Here is a 19,177-nt window from a genome sequence, read left to right on the forward strand (position 1 = left end):
AGAATGGCAAGCAGTTGATAGTGATTTTATTGTGCGTATAGATAACCATATTATCACTCAATTAACTACGTATCGTCAAAAACAAACAGGCAGTCTGAATCTTTGGGACTGCTTGTTGGATTGGTTTGGGAAAATGCTTTTTGGGTCAAAGCAATTACCACGCCAACACCATTTGATGAACTCAGTCGTTTTTTATGTATTCGCACACAAAAATCAGCTGATTACAATTTCAACTTATTGAAAAAATTAAATAAACAATCTAATCATCAATGGCATTATTTGGGAGAATGGCATACACACCCAGAAATTTATCCAAAACCATCAAAAACAGATTTGAATAGTTGGAATGAATTACCTAAAAATACCTACTATGATAGAAATATTCACTTATTTTGGATTTGTAGTAGTGAAGTCCATAGCAACGATTGGCTAAATATTCGTATTAATAATGTATTTTTTAAGTTGGTATTAGAAAACGATGAATCATCGCAATAAAATTATTGAAAAATTGTCTTATCACCAATATGAACCAATCTCGTTCTCAGATTTTAAAAATAGCCAATTAAGTAATGAAAGTATCTGTTATAAAAAAGAAATTATTGTAGGGAATACAAAAATTGAATATTGTTTGATTTTTTCTAATTCAGCATTGTTGGATTTTCCTAAAATTTACATAACAGAAAATCAACTATTACTCTTACAGAAAAATTTCCCACATATTACCCAGCCTATACCTCATTTGCAGAAAAGACAAATTACTTATTCAAATAATAAGTTGTATTACGTTTGTTATTTTATGGAAAACAGTCAGATCATACCAAGAAATGATCTTGATAAATTTATTTTGGTAATTGAGCAATATTTGATGAATTTTTTTGTTAAATTGTTAGATCAAAACAAATATATTCAAGAGTATTCAGAAGATTTTTGGGGAATGGTTATTGTTTTGAATGATTTAACTAATGATAAAAATCATTCTTGGTACATTATTAAAAATGAAGAAAATTATGATTTCTTAAACTCAAAAAATAAAAATAATGTTTTTTATTTGCAAATTAACAACAAAAATAATCCAAATTTTTTAGGGTTATTTAAAAATGATCAAGTTACTGTTCAGTCATTTCTAGATTTTATACAAAAATGGGATGACTGTAATTACAAAAAATTAGAACATTATTTATATAATCTAAACAAAAAACATAAAAAAGAACCGGTCAATATACTAATTAATTGGAAAAATAAGTTAATGGGGGTGTCATTTGAATGGAATGATTTCCAACATAATTTATTAAAAGATTTTTTAGATCAAAAATTTTTGAAGCAAAAATTAGTGTTTCATACGGTGAATTTAATTGATTTAAAAACCAGTATTTTGAGAAATCTGCCAGAGAAATCACAGAATGGTTTGTTAGGTAAAAAAGTTTTTCAGGTTGGTTTGGGATCAATTGGTGGATATATGGCAGATTCCTTGATCAAAATCGGTGCTGGTATTGATGATGAATTTACTATTATTGATAATGACATTTTAAGTATTGATAATATTGGGCGACATTTATTAGGTATTGAATATATTGGAAAAAGTAAATCTCAAGCATTTAAAGAATATGCACAAAGGCAAACTTTTAATCAAATACAAAAGCTAAACACTAAGGATAATAATATTAGTGATTATAACTTTCAATATTTTATGGATAATCCAGTAGATTTAATTGTGGATGCAACAGGTAGTATTGAAGTACAAGAATATCTCAATGAATTAGTGCAACAAATGCCATTAGAATCTCGCCCAAATTTATTACATTTGTGGATTTTTGGTAATGGCGAATGTGTACAAGGATTTTGGCATGATGCAAAATTGCAAGATCATCAAGGTGGCTGTATTCAATGCTTGGGAACATCGGCTAATGGACTGTTTGAAAGTACTTTACCAATTAGAAATTTAAACAAAGAACAACGCTTTGGTGTTTGTTCGGCATTTACACCCTATGCCGTATCTGGTGGAATGATGGCAAGCTCATTGGGTATTAATATGATATTGGAATGGCTAGAAACCGGTATGGTAAAAAATAATTACCAAACCCGTTACAACTCTGAATATCAAAATGAGAAAATCAATGATATGTTAATTATGGCAGACGTAAACTGCCCTTATTGTGGAGAAAAATATGCAAAATCAATCTGATTTTAAAATACTGTCATTATCTGGTGGTGGTTATCGTGGTTTATATACTGCTGAAGTATTAAAAGAATTGGAAAACTATTTAAAAGATAAAAGTAAAAATAACTGTATTGCCAATTATTTTAATTTAATTACAGGTACATCGATTGGCGGTATTATTGCATTGGCATTAGCTTATGAAATTCCTGCTGAAGAAATTGCCAAAATATTTGATAATAAAGGTCAAGAAATTTTTAAGAAACAATCTTGTATTGGCATATTTAAGGCAAAATATAATTCAGCCATTTTAAAAAATATTTTAGTCGACTGGTTTGGTGATGCTTTAATTGGTGATTTAAAGCATCCGGTAGTTATTCCAGCTGTGGATTATACAACGAGCTTCCCTGTTACATTTAAAACAGCTCATCACGATACATTTAAGCGAGATTGGAAACAGAAGATTGTTGATGTGGCATTAGCAACTTCGGCGGCACCAACTTATTTTAAACGCCATCGTATTGGAGAAAATGAATATATTGATGGTGGATTGTTTGCTAATAGCCCAAGTTTGGTTGGGTTACACGAAGCCGAAATCTTTTTTGAACACCCTATAAATCAAGTCAGAATCTTATCTATTGGCACATTATCATCTAAGAAAACTATCAATCCAAAGACCAATAAAAAAGGTGGCTTGACCGACTGGGGGGAAGGAGATATTAGAAAAGCCGCTCCTAACATTATTGATATTACGCTCAGTTCTCAACAATTATTTATGAATCAGTTGGTCAAACACAGGATTAAGGATAATTTTGTTGTTATTGATGAAAACTTAACTCACAGCTCAGCCCCCTATGTTGGATTAGATGAGACCACCAATGAGGCAAAACAAATCCTTAAAGGAAATGCTAGCCGGTCCTCAAAAGTTGCACTTGGAAACTCCGAAACTTTGGCATTTTTTGATGAAATAGCTATTCCGCCTATATTTTATGAAGGAAAAAATAAAAATCAATAGTCAAAGTTATATTCACCTTATCCACATAGGACATACTCACGCTTATCGTGGCCATTTTGGGTATAATTCTCTACCGTAATTTGGGCTATTTTCCTATTGAGAGCCGTTTTGCCTATTTGCCATATTTAAAAAATGGGCAATTTGTACTTTATACTGATAATTTGCCCTATTATCCCAGCAAAGTCACATTTTTTGATTTGTTTGTCAATAAATGATGTTGAGCCATTGTGAACTTCTTTGTGTAGTACAAGGTATTCGAGAGTTTGCTAAACGCTAGGGACAAAAAATCGCCCACTTGAGAAAGTCAAGTCAGCTCAAAGCGTTTATGCCTCGAATACCGTTAATACACTACAAAGAAACTCGTGGATTTTTAAATAAAATAGCGACAAACTTAAAATAGAATCTTGATACAAATACAAGGTTCTACGCCTATTGGTTTGTCTTGCTTCCAATAAGGAAATGCTAGGATTAAATAATTGATTCGTTGCAAATTGTGATTGTTCTTGGAAGATGTTTTCCTCTAAGAACGAGTTTTCAATGTATCCCTAACCTGATATTTAGCCAAATAAAAAGCAACCCACTATAGGATTGCTTAGTATTATTTTAATATTTTTTAGTTGGTTAGCTATTGGTTTTGTCCGTTATCGCTTGATTATCAATTAAAGGATCTTCCCCAAATTTATTAGTGCCATTATTCCCCTGAATTACCCCAATAACAACTGATATAACAAGCGCGATGATTTCGCCTATTCCCGGAATGAGCGAAACCAAGAGAAATAAAGCGAACCACCCTGATAAATTAATATCATGTAATCGCCTAACAGTAAGGGCAATAGAGGGGACAATAGTAATAATAATGAATGCACCAAGCAATAATGTTCCAATCCCTGTTAGTATAGCCAGAACGATCGAGACAAGAAAGATAACACAATACCATAGAGCAAAACCCCAATATTCTCTACGTCTAGAACGCCCTTTGAAATTAGCGTAATTTTTTGTAAATGCTTCTAAAAAATAAGTAAACAATGATTTTTCTTTAAGCATAAATGACCTCTATTTGAAATTAAATAAGTATAAAAAAATCGATTTTCAATATTTATTCAACGGTAACATGACCATTTTTAATATTAACAATGTAATTATGTGTAATATAGTTAGCACCGCCAGTCATAGTATTACTCACAGTATTAGCTAACACTCTACATCTTTTTATTCCATTTTGATTTGATATTTCCTTTGATTCAAAAGAGGAAAATACAATGTATTTGGTTCCTTCTCTTGTTGTTTTTTCTACTTCTCGACCCGCACCCTCAAATGCATTAGCGAATGCATTCCATAATGGGTTAGACCTATCAATATTAGAGTTTGTATGTCTAATAATAGACTGGGCTGCATCATTTAAACGAACGTTGTCTTGTCTAATTCCATTATCAATATAATAACGTACGGCTTCTTCAACCGCATAATCGTCACACGCCATTTCTCCTTGAAAGACAGGTATCGCTTGTAATGGAGAAACTATTGGTAATAATGTATCTACCGTAAAAATAGTCACAACAGCAGGAAAAATAAATTTCCCAAATTTATTAAAAGCCATTTTTACTCCTTAGATTGTTGCGTGTCATTATCTTCGTATTGTTTTTTGCTAAGAAATTTTGCAAACAGGTCTTTCGGATATGTACACACTATCTTTAAATAACTTTTGAGAAAATCGGGAGAATTAACGTCAAGCCCAGCGGTTTTTCGGTGAGCAACGTAGCAGCCAACGATGAGATAAAAGTAGATGATTTCTTTCATAATTTTTCCTTAAATGCCTAATTTGATAGATTAAATTTGAGTGAAGATATGTTTTTGGGCGTGTGTAATTTAGTTGTTTTATGATAGAATTTGACTTATAAATTAACTAGCAACAGGTAGTGTCAATTAGCTTCCCTAGTTGTGGGTAAGCTAACCTAATAGTGGGTGATACGGTGAGTGTGAACGAAAAAATCCGAAAAGTCAGAGAATCTAAAGCATGGTCGCAAGAACAAATGTCTGAAAAGCTGAATATGTCATTAAATGGCTATGCCAAAATTGAACGCGGCGAAACGAAACTATATTTAGATAAACTGGAGCAGATAGCCCAAGTTTTTGATATTGATGTTGTTGAGTTGATGCAGTCTGATGGTAAGAATATCTGCTTTCAAATTGAATCACCTGTATTAGGTGCGATATATCAAGGTGTGGGAGAATCGTCTCTATTGATTGAAATTGAACGATTGAGATTAACGCTTTCTCATAGTCAAGAGGTTTTAGTTTCTACACAAAAGTTACTTGCTGATAAAGAAGAATGGACAAAAAACTTGGTAGAACAGAAAGATGCTGAAATTCATGCTTTAAAAGAAATTATCGCTCTATTAAAACAAAACAGTAAAAACAATCATAGTAGATAAAACGTATTTAAGGACCAGCTAACCCTGTCCCAAATTCCGTGTAAACACCCATTTTAGCTTAACGATGATCGTTTAGGCCATCACCAAAATCAATCATAAATTGATTTATTGCCTGTTTTCAGCTCTGAATTAGCATTATAAATTTTTTTGATGCTTCTTTAATCTCAAGCTATACTACTTTATTACACAATTATTTATCTAAAGCATTTTTAATGTATCCAAATCTATATAGAGTAGCTATTATAAAAAATAGAGCTATTGTTATTTTTCATAATTTTCTACTAATCACTGTATTAGACGTACCTCATTTTCGCTAAAAAGAAGCATTTTCATAAAAATATACTTTTGAAATATAAAATATTTTATCTATGTTGGCGATTAACGGCAATAAGCGGTTTATTTAGTTTATCTTCTGTCATTCCATGCATATACGCATTATATTGCCATACAATAAATTGTTGTTTATATCGTTCATTAATTTCTTCTAAACGTTGTACCTGAGCTTTTAAACTATTGATTTGTTTTTGTAGATAATCCAAGGTTACATTCCGTTCAGGATTAACTTTAGCACTTTCTTTTATTTTTTGCTTCTGTTTACTAAACGCTTTTTGTATATCAGGGTAATTAGCTAATGATTGTCGCTCTATACTTTTAACTTCTAGTAAATCAGCAACTTTAAGACAGAGTAGAGTCCAAGTTAATTTGCCTTCCCAAGAATAAATTAATTGTATAATTTCTTCTAAATTATTTTCAGTAATTAAAATTTTAGGCATTTTATAGCTCCATTAATCTATACAAGTCATCATCTAATTTTGCAGTTTCAGGTTTGGCAATATTTATATCCATACCTTTTTCTAATAAAGTTTGTTTGATAGGTGATGGATCATATTTATCTGGTACTCTGAATAAAGCGCCATTTGGAATTTGCTCATTTTCTAAAAATTTAATTTTAGTTCTAATGTGAGTTAATCTCCACCCCAAACTACTAACCCAACGGTCTGCACCAAAAGTTCCCATTTTGTGATGTTCTTTGGCTCTATTAAATTGCTCAGTTAGTTGAGTTTCACGCTGTTTTAAGATTTCTAAAGAAGATTCTAAACCTTTAATACAGACAAGCTCTTTACATGTTTCACAATCCCCATGGCGCACACGAGGAGACATGGCATAATCATGTTCACAGATCCCAATCTCCGTAACGGTCGCAATTCCAATAATATCCTTTCCCAACTCTTCATAAGTAACAGGTAAATTAAGATGAATTTTATCTAATATAGAAATATCTTCAGGAATAAGTAAATTACGTACTGATTCACTTTTCTCTTCTTCTGTTCTATGATCGTAGGCTCTATTATCCGCAACTCTAGCACGCCCAGCCCAATTAGCTAAAGTTAGTTCATCCATTCCACCTCGTTCAGATTTGGTACTTAACCAATGCCTGGCATTATGGGAAGGTAACTTAATAAATTCTCCTTTTTGTGTACCTATGCAGTGTTTTTCCCATAACGATGTTTTTGGTCTTGTTTCTGAATAACAAAACCTATCATTAATTTGATTAACTGTAGGTAAAACAAAAGAAAAATTTTTAGGAATAACGTCATCATGAAACTCATTCTCTCTGAATAAGAGTAAAGCCTCTGATGCTTTTACATGCTTATTTTTATCAATATATGGCCAATGATTAAATTTTGATGTATATTTTTGATAAACAAATTTACCTAAAACATCGAGTGTAATAGCTCCATTATTTTCTTTTAACAAAGATTTAAACCATTTCGTATTAATTCCATTATTTCCATTAATTCCTAATAATTTACCAATTTGTTTTTCGTTTAGTATTTGATTTGGATAATAATTATCTGATGGTGCTAGCATGAATTTATTAGGGTATTCTTCTGCAAATTTAGCGGCAATTCTAGCAGGTTTGCTAATATTTACTAAACGATTAACGGCTTCAATTACGACATCTTGCATGCTACTAGGAACCCATTTTAACCCTGCTACTCCATTTTTTACAGGTTGCCATCTTATTCCTAGTTGTTTGTTTCCTAAGCTATCTTCTTCCCATTCTAAGCAATTAACAGATAAAGACATCAACTCAGAACAACGAGATGGAGCGACCATAAGTAGAGCCATAACAGCTGTATAATATTCAGTTTCTTTGTCTAAATTGGGGGCATCATGAAAGAGTTTAGCAACCAGCATCATTTCTTCATCAGTTGGCATTTTACTTGAACGGTATTCTTTTCCTTTTTCATCCAGTAATATAGTCAAATCTCTAGGGCGTTTATAAGGATTTTCCCATAAAGGTAGTCGAGATGTAATTTGATTTTCTCTACAAAAATCAAATAATTTTTGAATTTGATAACCTAATTTATTGACTGATTTCGTACCTTTTTTATATTTTTTTGATACGATATTTTCTACTTCATGAATAACTAAATAATCAAGCTGAAGTATGTCAGCCTTTCCTTTAATATTATAGAGAGCCATTTCAACTATACGTAAAGATTCAATATGTCTGGCTAAATTACGAATGGGATTTAGAGAATAAGTATAACGAATATAGGCTTTGGCAAATTCAATGAATGGTACAGCTAATGGCTCATATTTATAAGCTGTAGATTTAATTCTTTCTGTGGAAAAACGAACCTGAACTGGATAAATGCTGAATGTTGTTTTCCATTGGTTGTTTTCCCAGCAATCATTTCCAAAGATAGTAAGCTGATTTTTACTGAAATTAATAAATTGCTCTAAATTAGATTTAGGATTATTATCTTTTGGAGTGAAAATTAGATTGTTCATAATCAGTGGCTTCCCATAGTTCTTTTCATATCATTGCAAGCTTGAACAACATATTCAACAGCTAAAATAATACGATCTTTGGATGATGCATAATCTATACTTTTAGTTTGTTTTAAACGTTCTTCCTTTTCTTCATACAACTTATTTAAGATTTGTTGATGAGGGCCATCAATGAGTGGCCTAAACTTAGGACATAAATAACAAGTTTCATATCCAGTTATACAAAAATCATTTGTTCCACAAGCACCTATCATATCTATTCCGTTATTGGTTATTAAAGATGTTGGATCGTACCCTCTCTCACTTTCATTTAAGTTAGAAATAATTTTACCTGTAAAGGCTTGAGCGAGTTTTCCCATTTCAGCACCTATAACACGATCAATGTATTGCACTGTATCAGCTGTATTTTCAGTATAGACTTTGACGTTCTGTGTATCTGTGTGATCTAGGAGTTCTGCTATAATCGTTGCTCCAACTCCTTTTCTTCCTAGATTCGTTCCCCTTGTATGACGAAAACGTCTTGCATTAACATGAATGATTTCACCTGTTCGCTCTGAAACAGCTTTTTGATGTATACAGAATTTTCGTAATGCATTTTGCTCCAATGAAGAAGCTGAATAATGAAAAATATCTTTGTTTAATAATGAAAGATCAAAATTCCTATTTTTGATATTCTTCTTCAAACAGCTCCAACCAATAAACACTGGTAATTTCATTTTATAACCAGAAATAAAGGTTTCATCAACCAGACTAAGCAATTTCTTATATTGATATTCCATAAAATTTAGGAGAATTAAATATAAGTCCTCTGTGATAGCAAGCTTTTTAAACGTTTCTCTAAATAATATTCCTCTCTTTTTGGCACTAGGGATATTTAAAAAATAATTCCATGTTCCTTGAGAAATTTCCTTTCTTAGGTCTTCAAATTTTAAATGGCGTATTTGAATAGGTCTTCTAGCTGTAGTTTGAAGTAAGTGAATATATGCATATGTTTCAAATGAAATAAGTTCTTCTCTCCAAAGTCTAGCTAGTTCAGCCATTAAAGCCAAAATTTCATTTTCAGTAAATGCTCCTGTATAAGGGCACCTCATTAATACCGATTTACCTTTCTCATTTCCACTCAATGTAAAGCTTTCTAGTAGAGCTGCAACAGCTTTATCAACTCCATAATAACCATACTCATGCCATGACAGTAAAAAAACCTTTAATGCTCCTAAATACCATTCATGCTCTTTTCCTAGTTTATTTTTCCAATCCAATATTATTGGCACATCAATGATTTCTAAATTAGTTGAAATTACTAATCGTTGAAACTGTTGATACATTTGAGATACGTGATAACTTGAGTATTTTTCGGCATATATTGCTAATGTTTTTCTAAATCCGTCTAATGTTTTTTTATTTATATTTAATATGGGTTGAGAAAAGTTAATTGTGTTGTCTTTACTTATACGCTAAAAGTTTTCATTTTTATCAAATGCATACCCATCTCTTGACTGTCTAAAACGTTTATTCTGACTCATAATTATCAACCTTTTTTTGGAACTCAATTTGAAGATCTAATAATATTTTGTTTGCTTTTTCTCTAATATAGCGTTGATTATAAATATTTCCTGATTTTTCTGATGTATGCCCCATAAGATGTTGCCTCATTTTGGCTTTTTTTTCAGGAGAAATAAAATCTTTATGTGAAGAATCATTATCTACATTCTGGTTATTCTTATCTACTTTTCGTGAAAAATCTAAGTTCCATTCATGACGGAAAATATGTGGGTGAATGATAGAGAACTTAGGATCTACTTTTTTCATTGTTGGTACAATAACATTATCAAAAGAACTTGTACTAATTGGACATCCTTGAGTTTTTCCTTTTCGATGAGTAACAAATAAATATGGATGTGTATTTGCGTGTGGAATTTTAGAACGATAATTCATAATGTAATCATCAATAAGTTGAGCTATTTTCTGCGAAATAGGAAGACGTCTCTCTTTCGTTTTACTTACAGCTTGTTTCTTTCTTGTGTCAAATTTATCATCATGCGTTCGTCTAATTGTGATTGAGGATTTAACTGTTCCTATATCAATAAATTGGATTTGAATTGATAATAGTTCTCCTCTTCTAATCCCTAATTCCTTTAATAAGATAAACATTAAATGGTTTCTTTTTCTGATTCCAATATCTTGAAATGGATTATTAGGATTAGAAAAGTTCGCAATAGACATAAACTCATCTAACAATCCATCAGGTAGCTCACTTTCTGGTTTTATAGATAATGTTTTATGATTTTTAGGTCTTGACTCTTTAATTAACTTAATTAGTTTCATCAATTTTTCGATATATTCGTTAGATACATTAATTACTTTAGATAGAAATAATATGTATTCTGAAAGCGTTGTTAGTCTATTATATTGATGACTAAGAGATACTGAAGAATAAATATCAATAAATTGACTCCTGCCTTTCATTAACACACTTTTTTTGTATTGATTACATTCTTTTGCTTTTTTACATTTATTCTCATATGTTGAATAAGAGATTCTAACTCGTTTTCTGTTAAGAGTACTTTGTTATGAATTAGATCGCTAATAACAAGATTATTCTGTTTTTCCCAATTCATTATCCACTGTATAGTTCCCAGCTTATTTCTAATTGTGTTTACTGCGGATTGATTACGTAGTTCTACAGTTACCCATAAGGTTGAATAAAAATCAGGAATACCAGTTTCCACATTAACCAATAGAGGAAAACGTTCTCCATTTGAAAAAAGGACTGTTTCTAATCTATGCATATCTATTTAATTTACAAAAATCTCATATATAAATACTATCAAATTAAAGATATTGTGTCAAAATTAATGTAAAAAAAGAGAAACCTTGTTTTATAAGGTTTCTCTTTGGTTATTATGATGTATTTTTACATAATTTATGTATATGGAATTCAGAATGGGATATTGTCGTCAAAATTATCAGGCGGTAGCTCTTGTTGAGTCATCGTTTTTGCAGATTGATTAGTAGCTTGGTAACTAGCCTGTCCCTCAACGCTATTGGCTACATTCCGACTATCTAACATCTGTAATACATCGCCTTGAATTTCAGTGGTATAACGATCTTGCCCGTTTTGATCTTGCCATTTACGGGTTTTTAGACGTCCTTCAACATAGACTTTCGAGCCTTTGCGTAAATATTTTCCGACAATAATCACTTTATTAATACCGGCCATCGTATTTACTCCTTCAACGAATTAAATTAGGTTTATTAAACGTGATTCGAGTAAAGAAAAAATCATTTAATTAAAATTCTGTTGGAATGAATTTCCAATATGTGAGTCGCTTATTTAGCCACACCGACTCAATGTGGTATATTGAATTTCCATTTTTATCTACCACAACAAAAATAGGAAAATCAATATGTCAGAAAAACTTAGTATTACCTTTGGTGAAGCCGTTATTGCAGCCTCAAATCTCTTGTCACTAGATTTAGGAGAAAGAAATCCAAACGACCTTATAAAAGAATGGGATAAATCACCCTATTCTCAGGAAGATTTTATTGCGATTAAACTAAATACCTTAGCAAAAGCTATTTATAAAATCTGTAATCGATAATACCTACGGATTTTTATCTATTGTAAAATTGTCCCAAGGTCTTGCGTCGAGCCATCTTTCAGAATGAAACTCATTCATCCTATTTATAATTTCTTTCGTTAATTTACGCTCTTGTGAAAAGTAAGAGCGTTTTTCTGCCTGTTCTTTAATTTGATGCTGAACAATGGTTTCACCATCAATTTCGACTGTAAACGTCATTTTTACATTAATCATAAATTACCCCTTGAATAAATAAGACTTAAACCGCTGTAATAACGATTTTTGCACATCTTTTGTTTGTTTTTTTAGTGATAACAGGGATGTGACTTCAACGAGCTTTTTTTTGGCTTGTTCAAAATTTAGTTCTTCGAGTAATTCATGATGACTTTCTTCATCATATTCCTTCCAAATCAAATAAGGTTGAAAATAATCAATCATCCAACCGGCTGTATCTTCTCGTTTTATTAATTTTGACTCAGCTGTCAGAATAACCGGCAAACCAAAGCGTTTAATTTTATCATTTAGTTCGCAATACATTTGGTAAAACATCTCATCAATATCATAATGATTGATAGTGACACCATGTAACTGGGTCTCACCGGTTTCATAAAACATAAATTTTGCAATACAAGTTCGATGATTACCATCTTGACCAATGTAGTAATTCATTCCATCAAGGGTATTAAAATACATTGACGGTGATTTATTTTCTGTTGCCCGATAATATTCCGGCTTCTTATCTTGCAGGGGAAGGTTGATATCCATTCGCTTACCGGATGTTAATAAATCCATCCAGGGGCGATTTTGGTATTGTTGATGGGCTGTTCCTATCACTTGAAATACATTAATTGAACCTTGTGACGTCCAATAGTGACGACGAACAAATGCTCCCATAAGTGAGCGATAAGGATCTTCCCAAGGTTGAATAATATCAAATGCCCAAGGAGGCGGATTTTTAATCACACGCAAGAAAAGTGGTGTTCTCATTTCTTCATAAACCGGACTATTTAATAAAGAATCAATATCAAATTTCATAACTTATTCCAATTTAAAGGAAAGGCTCCTTTTTTCGTTAAGGTAAGGGGCTTGTCCCCTTACCTTTAAAAGGCCTTTTGTATCCAGCGAGTACAAACCTTGAAAATCCAATGAGTACAAACCTGAAAATCCGGCACTACAAACTTTTTAATTAGACGATATTTCACCTTGAGTAAGGTCTTCAATTTCAGCTAATTTATCAATAGTTGCGGATAATTGTCTCATCATCGAATTTAATACCGACATTTGCATATTCAGCACTAATCGTTCTTTTTCCATCTGAGCAATGCGTTTTTTAATGCCGTCAGATACCGCTTTATCTTCAATAAGTCCTTTCCAAATCAACTTGCCTTTTTCAGCGGATTGATTAGTTTTCCCAGTAGTGATACGCCAACGTAAAAAATGCCCACCTGAGGAAGAAGCTTTGTCCTGCATTAAACGAAACCCTAAGGCTTTTGTAATATCATTACTTCTTAATTTTTTGACAATATCTTGATGTTGGCTGATTAAATACTCTCTCACCTGATAAAGTGATAGCTGTAATTGCTCACAATCCTCAATATCAGCTATCTCACTAAAAAACTGTTTCAATACCAAATTAAGTGGGGTATGCACCGCCAAATCACGGTACATACTTTTTGGAATTAACTCATTTTTCATTCTTTCCCTCTTAGCACTGTGCCATTCTTATTTGATTTAATTACGCTGAGCCAATCTCAACAAATTCATCTTGTTCCGGTTCAGCATCAGATGATGAGGTATTTTTTATAACTGGAGCAAAATTTGCACGTTTTTCCCCAGATAAAATTTCGGGGGATAATTCATATTTCATCCGTTTGATTGCTGCTTTATAACGTGCATTATTTTCGATTGCATCGTGGCGAGTAATTCCTGAATGACGATAATTCTCACCGCCAGAGCTCTTCTTTTCTCTGTTTTTTTCTGTCTTTTTTCTTTCATTTTTTATCATTAATTCATTGAAATATAAGCATTTTTGCGTTTTTTCTGTGTTTTCTCTGTTTTTTTGTTATCTGTGTTTATGTGCCTTTTTGTTACTAAATGATCCCTAATTTGTGAGCTTTTACTCACAAAATTTTAATTTTGGATTTTTTAGGGATCATTTGGGATCTTTTGGGCTTGTTTATTCAATTAAATCATGAGGTTAGATGATGGCTAAAATTAATCAATCTTTTGTCGATAAACTGAAAACTACGGGGAAACAAGAGCAGATTTCTTTGGGATATAAGCTTTTTTTGGTTATGTCTCCTAAGGGGACTAAATCTTATCGTTATATTTTTCGGCATCCTGTTACTAAGGCTATTAAGAAGAAGAATTTGGGAAATGCTGATGTGATGTCTCTTGAGTCCGCTTTGTCTTTGGCTATTTCTTTTAATTCTTTGCTTGAGCAAGGTGTCGATCCTGTTGAGAATTTTAAGGCACAATTTAAGCCTGTGGAGAGGGTTGTTTTTACTCTGTCTATGGTTGTTGAGGATTGGCATGTTACTAAGGGGATGCGTTTGAGCGAGAAACATTTACGCGATAGGTTAGCCCGTTTTAAGCGTTATTTGTTGCCTCACTTTGGGGAGCGGGAGGTTTTGGATATTTCTTTGTTTGAGGCTCGGGAGGTTATTAAGGCTATTTTTGAGCGTGCACCTCATATGGGGGAGAAGGTGGCCCGTGATTTGCGGGAGTTGGGCGATCATGCTGTTGATATGGGGGTTTGGAGTGCTAATCTTTTGGCTCCTATTAAGCGTTCTTTTCCTCGGCCTAAGGCTGTTAATAATCCTTGTATTCGTGCCGATGAGTTGCCGGAATTTTTGTGTGTGTTGGCTCGCTCTCGTTTGGATTTTCAGACTCGGCTTTTGATTGAATTTCAGCTTTTGACTATGGTTCGGGCTAATGAGGTTGTTACTGCCAGGTGGGTTGATGTGGATTTTGTTAATGCGGTTTGGCGTATTCCCGCTGAGAATATGAAGATGAATAAGGCCCATGATGTGCCGTTGAGCTCTCAGGCTGTTGCTCTGTTGTTGGAGTTGCGTAAGTTTAATGCTGATAAGCCTTTTGTTTTCCCTCATCGCTCTAATAAAAATTCTCATTGTTCAGCCAATACGGCTAATCAGGCTTTTTATCGGGCTTTGGGATATAAGGATAAGATGACTCCCCATGGGATGCGGTCGCTCGCTCGGACTTGGCTTGCTGATAATGGGGTCGCTTTTGAGGTCGCTGAGGCTTGTTTGGCTCATGAGTCGGGGAGCCAGGTGAGTAAGGCTTATAATCGGACTAGCTATTTTAATCAGCGTGTAGAGGCTATGCAAAAATGGGGCGATTTCGTTGAGGCTTGTAGGAATATGTGATTTTTGTAATGTTTTTTTGTCGTTTTTTGTTACGTTAAATCATGCTGTCCTTTGTTTTTATTGTAAAAAATGTAATGAAAGAATAGATAGTGAGCCACTTGATTTTTCGAATAAGAAATTTATCTTCAAAGTAGCCTGTAGATGCGTAAGAGATGCAGAAGAACAAGAGAAAAAAAGACAAAAATTCTTAGAACAAGAGCGAATAAGACAAAACTGTTTTATCTCGAAAACTCAACATAGTTATAGATTTGAACATTGTGATAAAAATATAGATAAAGAAATACTAAGAAAAGCAACAAACTATGTAAAACATTTTGAAGAAATGAAAAAAGATAATGTAGGACTACTTTTATACGGAAATATAGGAAGTGGAAAAACCTATTTAGCTTGCAGTATTGCTAATGAAATTATCACAAAATATAGCTATGTAGTTAAAGTTAGAAATTTTGCACAGATACTAAACGACCTACAAAAAGGTGGTTTTAATCTTGATCGTAATGAATATATTGATAGCATAACCAATGCAACACTATTAATACTTGATGATTTTGGCATAGAAAGAAATACAGAGTATGCACTAGAGCAAATTTACAATGTAATCAATGCAAGATACTTAAAAGCAAAACCAACAATTATAACAACTAATCTTAATTACAAAGATATTGAGAAAGAACAAGAGGATATAATGCTAGGTAGGATATATTCAAGGATAATTGAAATGTGTTTACCCCTTAGAGTAATAGGAGTAGACAGAAGAAAATTGCAAAGCAAAGAAAAACTAAATAAAGCACAAAATTTAATCAACGAATAAAGACAAGTAGAAGTAAAAATCTAGTTGTCTTTTTATTTACAAGGAAAGGATGGAAGATATGCAAGAAAATAATACAGGAACAAAGACGATAAAAAAGATTGGGAAAGTAACCTATGAGGTTTGTCCACTTTAATGAAAGTGCTACTGAAACTATGCAAGATAAATTGAAACGCATAATGCTTAGAGAAATGGAGAGTGAAAAACATCAAAAAAGTGATAAAAATGATTAGAAAGTCCTTGACAATTTGTTACAGGGGAAACTAAAAAATAGCTCTGGTTGCTTGTAAATAAGGGAACGAGGGCTTTTTTTTGGTGTAAATTAAATGAAAAAATGTCAATTTTTGACAAAAAAACGCGGGTGGGGGAGTGCGTTTTACGTGACTTTTACTTTGCCGTGAATTATTTGTAATAAAAAAAGCAAGGGGAAGCTCCTCTTGCTTTTTATTTATCTCTTATCTATCTCTTAATAAAACAAAATTCATAATAATTTCCTTGGTATTTCTCCTTGTTTGCCCCGGTTATGCACTACGCCGGGGCTTTTTTTATTTGCTGTTTTTGCCATGCGATCAGGTTTTCTCTATCCCAAATGGGAATGTTGCCCATTTTTTGCGGTTTGGGGATTATTCCCTGTTGGCAATATTTGTAGAGCGTTGAACGGCTTATGTTGAGAAATTGACAAACTTCTCGGGTTCGCATGTAGCAGCTGACTTGTATTACGGGTTCTTGCATAGTCCTCCTTGTTGGTTGGTTTTTCCTGTCTTTTCTGTTTTCTGTTCGTGGCTATGTTAGCCGTTTAAGTAGGTTTGGGTTGGCAAATTTGCCAAGATACTTTTTTTGATTGGCGTTAGGCTTGGTTGTACCAGTTCTCAAGGGTTACATCGGAGGGGATTGCCATATTGAGATTTGCCAGTATATCGCCATGTTGATTTCTTAGGCGTTCGAGGTCTTGCCCGAGCTTGCCATTGCGTAAGGCGTTGCGGGCTTGTTGTGGGGTTTTAATATCGTAATGGAGATATAATAGGGTTTTGATGAAATTAATTTGATGTTGTGCAATGCGGGGGCTTGGCGGTTTGCCATTTGCCCCTGCGATGCGGTTAGTTCTGTTTTTTTTGTTGGTATAGCTCAATGAGCATTTTAAGCACTTCCGGACGGCTTTTGCCTTGTTCTTTGGCGATTACATCGAATTGGTCCGCCAGTTCGCTATTGATAAGCATGCTAATTTGGCGTAGTTTGCCTTCAGCTTTTAGGCGTTGATTGCGTTCTTTTGCGGTTTGTGCTCTGAGCTTTTTACTATGTTCTGTGTTTGAATTTGCCATGGTTTTCTCCTGTCTTTACTTGATTTTTAAAAGTTGAAGTTGTATAGTTTAGGAACTGCCTAGCGGTCGCACCCGCTAGGACTTACGTCATCCTAATAAGCTGATTGGCTTATTACTAATAGGATGATTAGAATGATGATTAACCATGGATTCATCTTCTATTTCCTAAGTTGCCCCGGTTTCTCCAAGCCGGGGTTTCTTGTTTCTAGCCCCTTGCCAGATGTTTTATATTATATAGACTTATATAATAAAAGCAAGTATTTCTTGAAAAAAATACCGCACTTTTTGGGTGCGGTTTTTTTGTTATTTGTTGGCTTGTTTAAAACATTCTAGTGCTTGGATAATAAGTTGGTTTTGCGGTATGCCCATTTGTTGGCTTATTTGTTCTATCTCTTCTATCACTTCTAGCGGGAGTTTAAAGGCTTTAAGTTTAATCCCTCGCTTTGCATCAGATTTTGCAACTCGTTCAGCGTTTGTGGTTGCCATGTTTTTCTCCTTGATTTTTTTAAGTGGGTTGTTTAAGATTGGAGCTGTTAGGGAGGAGGCACCCTCCCTAACATTTGTTATCTTAATTAGTAAGCGTTATGGCTTATGCTTATTAAGACAACTAGGATGATGATTTTGATTAGCATATCCTAGCTCCATTTAATGCCCCGTAACTGAACAAGTCGGGGCGTTCTTGTTTCTAGCCCCTTGCTAGATGTCCTCATTATATTAGATAACTAATATTAATACAAGTATTTCTTGAAAAAATACCACACTTTTTGGGTGCGGTTTTTTTGTTATTTATTGCTCTCTCTATACATTTCACAAAGTTTTTTAATTGCTTGCGGTCTTGATAGACCTAGTTCTTGTGCAATAGCATCTAATTCGTTTGCATCTTCGGTGGCAAATTGCATAGTGATACGTTTGACAATACCAGCCTCTAGGCGCTTTTTATTCCATTCATTCGCTGTTTTTATTCTTAATTTGCGTGAATGTTCTGTTTTTGCGTATGCCATTGTTTTCTCCTTACTTGATTTTGTTAGTCGGTGGTTGTATATTAGGAACTGCCTAGCGGTGCGGGTAAATTCACCGCTAGGACTTTAGCTACTTATCTAGTAAGCGGGTAAACTTACTAAGATAAAGATAACTAGGATTAATACTTTAACCAACATAATCCAGTTCCTATTTTAGTTGAGCGGTGAAAGCCGCTCTTCTTATTTCCGCCCTATTGCGAAAACGTGATTAGTATATTGCAATAATATACTAATCACAAGCATTATCTTTTTTATTTCCTTTGTTTTTCTTCTCTTTTTTCTCCTCAATTCCTAAAAAATAGGAACAAAATTCCTAAAAAATAGGAACAAAATAGGAACACTAAATTTTATTAAGTTTTTGATTTTTAAAATATTCATTTTAAAAATTCCTATTTTTCCTAATTTTCCTAATTTAATTTCATGTATAAATGTTTTTATAATAAAAAAGCACCCCTAAGGGTGCTTATTTATTTACATCCACATAGTGGAATTGGCATTGGTCGATGTTTTGCTCTGATAATTGCTCCAGTTTTTGGATCTTCACGAGTCCATCTGAAAATAATAGGGCAAACACAGCCACATTTAGAACAAATAGTCGTAGCCATAAGACTAATCTCCATTTGATAAGTTGCCATCACTTATCTATGGACAATACCG

General features: G+C 33.2%; 24 protein-coding genes and 1 pseudogene. 8 read left to right on the forward strand and 17 right to left on the reverse strand.

Annotated features, from left to right (window positions below):
• Positions 1-60 precede the first annotated feature (60 nt).
• From HNR69_RS06395 to HNR69_RS06405, 3 genes are read left to right on the forward strand one after another with little or no spacing between them, the layout of a single operon-like run.
• Positions 61-495, forward strand: coding sequence for a Mov34/MPN/PAD-1 family protein (locus HNR69_RS06395; RefSeq protein WP_081376607.1), 435 nt, complete (start codon positions 61-63; stop codon positions 493-495).
• Positions 479-2,182 (forward strand): ThiF family adenylyltransferase, encoded by a 1,704-nt coding sequence (locus tag HNR69_RS09605; protein ID WP_232451735.1) that lies wholly within the window; start codon positions 479-481, stop codon positions 2,180-2,182. The genes HNR69_RS06395 and HNR69_RS09605 overlap by 17 nt, the downstream gene beginning before the upstream one ends.
• Positions 2,166-3,170, forward strand: a complete 1,005-nt coding sequence (locus tag HNR69_RS06405) for a CBASS cGAMP-activated phospholipase (protein WP_075293414.1) — start codon at positions 2,166-2,168, stop codon at positions 3,168-3,170. The genes HNR69_RS09605 and HNR69_RS06405 overlap by 17 nt, the downstream gene beginning before the upstream one ends.
• A gap of 621 nt (positions 3,171-3,791) precedes the next feature.
• On the opposite strand, the gene HNR69_RS06410 is transcribed toward HNR69_RS06405, so the two are convergent.
• From HNR69_RS06410 to HNR69_RS06420, 3 genes are read right to left on the reverse strand one after another with little or no spacing between them, the layout of a single operon-like run.
• Positions 3,792-4,214, reverse strand: a complete 423-nt coding sequence (locus tag HNR69_RS06410) for a DUF805 domain-containing protein (protein ID WP_075293415.1) — start codon at positions 4,212-4,214, stop codon at positions 3,792-3,794.
• A gap of 52 nt (positions 4,215-4,266) precedes the next feature.
• Entirely contained in the window at positions 4,267-4,767 is a 501-nt protein-coding gene (locus tag HNR69_RS06415) for a hypothetical protein (RefSeq protein ID WP_075293416.1), read from the reverse strand.
• Between the two features lie 2 nt (positions 4,768-4,769).
• On the reverse strand, positions 4,770-4,967 hold the full coding sequence (locus tag HNR69_RS06420; protein ID WP_075293417.1) for a hypothetical protein: 198 nt from the start codon (positions 4,965-4,967) through the stop codon (positions 4,770-4,772).
• Between the two features lie 173 nt (positions 4,968-5,140).
• On the opposite strand from HNR69_RS06420, the gene HNR69_RS06425 reads away from it, so the two are divergent.
• On the forward strand, positions 5,141-5,602 hold the full coding sequence (locus HNR69_RS06425) for a helix-turn-helix domain-containing protein (RefSeq protein ID WP_075293459.1): 462 nt from the start codon (positions 5,141-5,143) through the stop codon (positions 5,600-5,602).
• A 362-nt stretch (positions 5,603-5,964) separates the two neighbouring features.
• On the opposite strand, the gene HNR69_RS06430 is transcribed toward HNR69_RS06425, so the two are convergent.
• From HNR69_RS06430 to ssb, 5 genes and pseudogenes are all read right to left on the reverse strand, one after another.
• Entirely contained in the window at positions 5,965-6,375 is a 411-nt protein-coding gene (locus HNR69_RS06430; protein WP_075293418.1) for a hypothetical protein, read from the reverse strand.
• A gap of 1 nt (position 6,376) precedes the next feature.
• Positions 6,377-8,404 carry an integrase gene (locus tag HNR69_RS06435; protein WP_075293419.1) on the reverse strand — a complete coding sequence of 676 codons (2,028 nt, stop codon included), beginning with the start codon at positions 8,402-8,404 and terminating at the stop codon, positions 6,377-6,379.
• A 2-nt stretch (positions 8,405-8,406) separates the two neighbouring features.
• Entirely contained in the window at positions 8,407-9,855 is a 1,449-nt protein-coding gene (locus tag HNR69_RS06440; RefSeq protein WP_276321274.1) for a site-specific integrase, read from the reverse strand.
• A gap of 58 nt (positions 9,856-9,913) precedes the next feature.
• Positions 9,914-10,870 (reverse strand): site-specific integrase, encoded by a 957-nt coding sequence (locus tag HNR69_RS06445; protein ID WP_249967755.1) that lies wholly within the window; start codon positions 10,868-10,870, stop codon positions 9,914-9,916.
• A gap of 472 nt (positions 10,871-11,342) precedes the next feature.
• Positions 11,343-11,600, reverse strand: a pseudogene (gene ssb / locus HNR69_RS06450) (single-stranded DNA-binding protein); the annotation flags it as partial.
• A 211-nt stretch (positions 11,601-11,811) separates the two neighbouring features.
• Between ssb and HNR69_RS06455 the strand changes: the two are divergent.
• Positions 11,812-12,006, forward strand: coding sequence for a hypothetical protein (locus tag HNR69_RS06455; protein WP_075293420.1), 195 nt, complete (start codon positions 11,812-11,814; stop codon positions 12,004-12,006).
• 3 nt (positions 12,007-12,009) lie between these two features.
• On the opposite strand, the gene HNR69_RS06460 is transcribed toward HNR69_RS06455, so the two are convergent.
• From HNR69_RS06460 to HNR69_RS06475, 4 genes are all read right to left on the reverse strand, one after another.
• Positions 12,010-12,219 (reverse strand): hypothetical protein, encoded by a 210-nt coding sequence (locus tag HNR69_RS06460; RefSeq protein ID WP_011609870.1) that lies wholly within the window; start codon positions 12,217-12,219, stop codon positions 12,010-12,012.
• Between the two features lie 3 nt (positions 12,220-12,222).
• A complete protein-coding gene (locus HNR69_RS06465; RefSeq protein ID WP_081376608.1) occupies positions 12,223-13,020 on the reverse strand; it encodes a hypothetical protein in 798 nt (265 codons plus the stop codon).
• Between the two features lie 147 nt (positions 13,021-13,167).
• Positions 13,168-13,680 (reverse strand): DUF3158 family protein, encoded by a 513-nt coding sequence (locus HNR69_RS06470; RefSeq protein ID WP_011609868.1) that lies wholly within the window; start codon positions 13,678-13,680, stop codon positions 13,168-13,170.
• A 40-nt stretch (positions 13,681-13,720) separates the two neighbouring features.
• Entirely contained in the window at positions 13,721-13,990 is a 270-nt protein-coding gene (locus tag HNR69_RS06475; protein WP_075293421.1) for an AcaB family transcriptional regulator, read from the reverse strand.
• A 199-nt stretch (positions 13,991-14,189) separates the two neighbouring features.
• On the opposite strand from HNR69_RS06475, the gene HNR69_RS06480 reads away from it, so the two are divergent.
• From HNR69_RS06480 to HNR69_RS09610, 3 genes are all read left to right on the forward strand, one after another.
• Positions 14,190-15,374: a tyrosine-type recombinase/integrase gene (locus tag HNR69_RS06480; protein WP_075293422.1), complete on the forward strand. Its 1,185-nt coding sequence runs from the start codon at positions 14,190-14,192 to the stop codon at positions 15,372-15,374.
• 16 nt (positions 15,375-15,390) lie between these two features.
• A complete protein-coding gene (locus HNR69_RS06485; RefSeq protein ID WP_075293462.1) occupies positions 15,391-16,185 on the forward strand; it encodes an ATP-binding protein in 795 nt (264 codons plus the stop codon).
• Positions 16,186-16,298: 113 nt separating this feature from the next.
• Positions 16,299-16,415 (forward strand): TnpW family protein, encoded by a 117-nt coding sequence (locus HNR69_RS09610; RefSeq protein ID WP_081376611.1) that lies wholly within the window; start codon positions 16,299-16,301, stop codon positions 16,413-16,415.
• Between the two features lie 295 nt (positions 16,416-16,710).
• Here HNR69_RS09610 and HNR69_RS09765 read toward each other — a convergent pair whose 3' ends face one another.
• The 5 genes from HNR69_RS09765 to HNR69_RS06515 all read right to left on the reverse strand — a co-directional run bounded on the left by HNR69_RS09765 (position 16,711) and on the right by HNR69_RS06515 (position 18,502).
• On the reverse strand, positions 16,711-16,914 hold the full coding sequence (locus tag HNR69_RS09765; RefSeq protein ID WP_041604971.1) for a helix-turn-helix transcriptional regulator: 204 nt from the start codon (positions 16,912-16,914) through the stop codon (positions 16,711-16,713).
• A 115-nt stretch (positions 16,915-17,029) separates the two neighbouring features.
• Positions 17,030-17,311 carry a hypothetical protein gene (locus HNR69_RS06500; protein ID WP_135026463.1) on the reverse strand — a complete coding sequence of 94 codons (282 nt, stop codon included), beginning with the start codon at positions 17,309-17,311 and terminating at the stop codon, positions 17,030-17,032.
• Entirely contained in the window at positions 17,280-17,501 is a 222-nt protein-coding gene (locus tag HNR69_RS06505) for a RepB family protein (protein ID WP_075293423.1), read from the reverse strand. The genes HNR69_RS06500 and HNR69_RS06505 overlap by 32 nt, the downstream gene beginning before the upstream one ends.
• 303 nt (positions 17,502-17,804) lie before the next feature.
• Positions 17,805-17,987: a ribbon-helix-helix protein, CopG family gene (locus HNR69_RS06510; protein ID WP_075293424.1), complete on the reverse strand. Its 183-nt coding sequence runs from the start codon at positions 17,985-17,987 to the stop codon at positions 17,805-17,807.
• A gap of 296 nt (positions 17,988-18,283) precedes the next feature.
• On the reverse strand, positions 18,284-18,502 hold the full coding sequence (locus HNR69_RS06515; RefSeq protein ID WP_012341117.1) for a hypothetical protein: 219 nt from the start codon (positions 18,500-18,502) through the stop codon (positions 18,284-18,286).
• Positions 18,503-19,177 lie beyond the last annotated feature (675 nt).

Source organism: Histophilus somni (assembly GCF_014202395.1).
Classification (GTDB): Bacteria; Pseudomonadota; Gammaproteobacteria; order Enterobacterales; family Pasteurellaceae; genus Histophilus; species Histophilus somni.

Bases quoted from the DNA above. Each gene is read 5' to 3' on its own strand.
- HNR69_RS06455 (WP_075293420.1), top strand. From the start codon at position 11,812: ATGTCAGAAAAACTTAGTATTACCTTTGGTGAAGCCGTTATTGCAGCC.
- HNR69_RS06475 (WP_075293421.1), bottom strand. From the start codon at position 13,990: ATGATAAAAAATGAAAGAAAAAAGACAGAAAAAAACAGAGAAAAGAAG.
- HNR69_RS06510 (WP_075293424.1), bottom strand. From the start codon at position 17,987: ATGGCAACCACAAACGCTGAACGAGTTGCAAAATCTGATGCAAAGCGA.
- HNR69_RS09765 (WP_041604971.1), bottom strand. From the start codon at position 16,914: ATGCAAGAACCCGTAATACAAGTCAGCTGCTACATGCGAACCCGAGAA.
- HNR69_RS06470 (WP_011609868.1), bottom strand. From the start codon at position 13,680: ATGAAAAATGAGTTAATTCCAAAAAGTATGTACCGTGATTTGGCGGTG.
- HNR69_RS06445 (WP_249967755.1), bottom strand. From the start codon at position 10,870: ATGAAAGGCAGGAGTCAATTTATTGATATTTATTCTTCAGTATCTCTT.
- HNR69_RS09610 (WP_081376611.1), top strand. From the start codon at position 16,299: ATGAGGTTTGTCCACTTTAATGAAAGTGCTACTGAAACTATGCAAGAT.
- HNR69_RS06420 (WP_075293417.1), bottom strand. From the start codon at position 4,967: ATGAAAGAAATCATCTACTTTTATCTCATCGTTGGCTGCTACGTTGCT.
- HNR69_RS06415 (WP_075293416.1), bottom strand. From the start codon at position 4,767: ATGGCTTTTAATAAATTTGGGAAATTTATTTTTCCTGCTGTTGTGACT.
- HNR69_RS09605 (WP_232451735.1), top strand. From the start codon at position 479: ATGAATCATCGCAATAAAATTATTGAAAAATTGTCTTATCACCAATAT.
- HNR69_RS06435 (WP_075293419.1), bottom strand. From the start codon at position 8,404: ATGAACAATCTAATTTTCACTCCAAAAGATAATAATCCTAAATCTAAT.
- HNR69_RS06480 (WP_075293422.1), top strand. From the start codon at position 14,190: ATGGCTAAAATTAATCAATCTTTTGTCGATAAACTGAAAACTACGGGG.
- HNR69_RS06505 (WP_075293423.1), bottom strand. From the start codon at position 17,501: ATGGCAAATTCAAACACAGAACATAGTAAAAAGCTCAGAGCACAAACC.
- HNR69_RS06410 (WP_075293415.1), bottom strand. From the start codon at position 4,214: ATGCTTAAAGAAAAATCATTGTTTACTTATTTTTTAGAAGCATTTACA.
- HNR69_RS06465 (WP_081376608.1), bottom strand. From the start codon at position 13,020: ATGAAATTTGATATTGATTCTTTATTAAATAGTCCGGTTTATGAAGAA.
- HNR69_RS06515 (WP_012341117.1), bottom strand. From the start codon at position 18,502: ATGGCATACGCAAAAACAGAACATTCACGCAAATTAAGAATAAAAACA.
- HNR69_RS06405 (WP_075293414.1), top strand. From the start codon at position 2,166: ATGCAAAATCAATCTGATTTTAAAATACTGTCATTATCTGGTGGTGGT.
- HNR69_RS06460 (WP_011609870.1), bottom strand. From the start codon at position 12,219: ATGATTAATGTAAAAATGACGTTTACAGTCGAAATTGATGGTGAAACC.
- HNR69_RS06430 (WP_075293418.1), bottom strand. From the start codon at position 6,375: ATGCCTAAAATTTTAATTACTGAAAATAATTTAGAAGAAATTATACAA.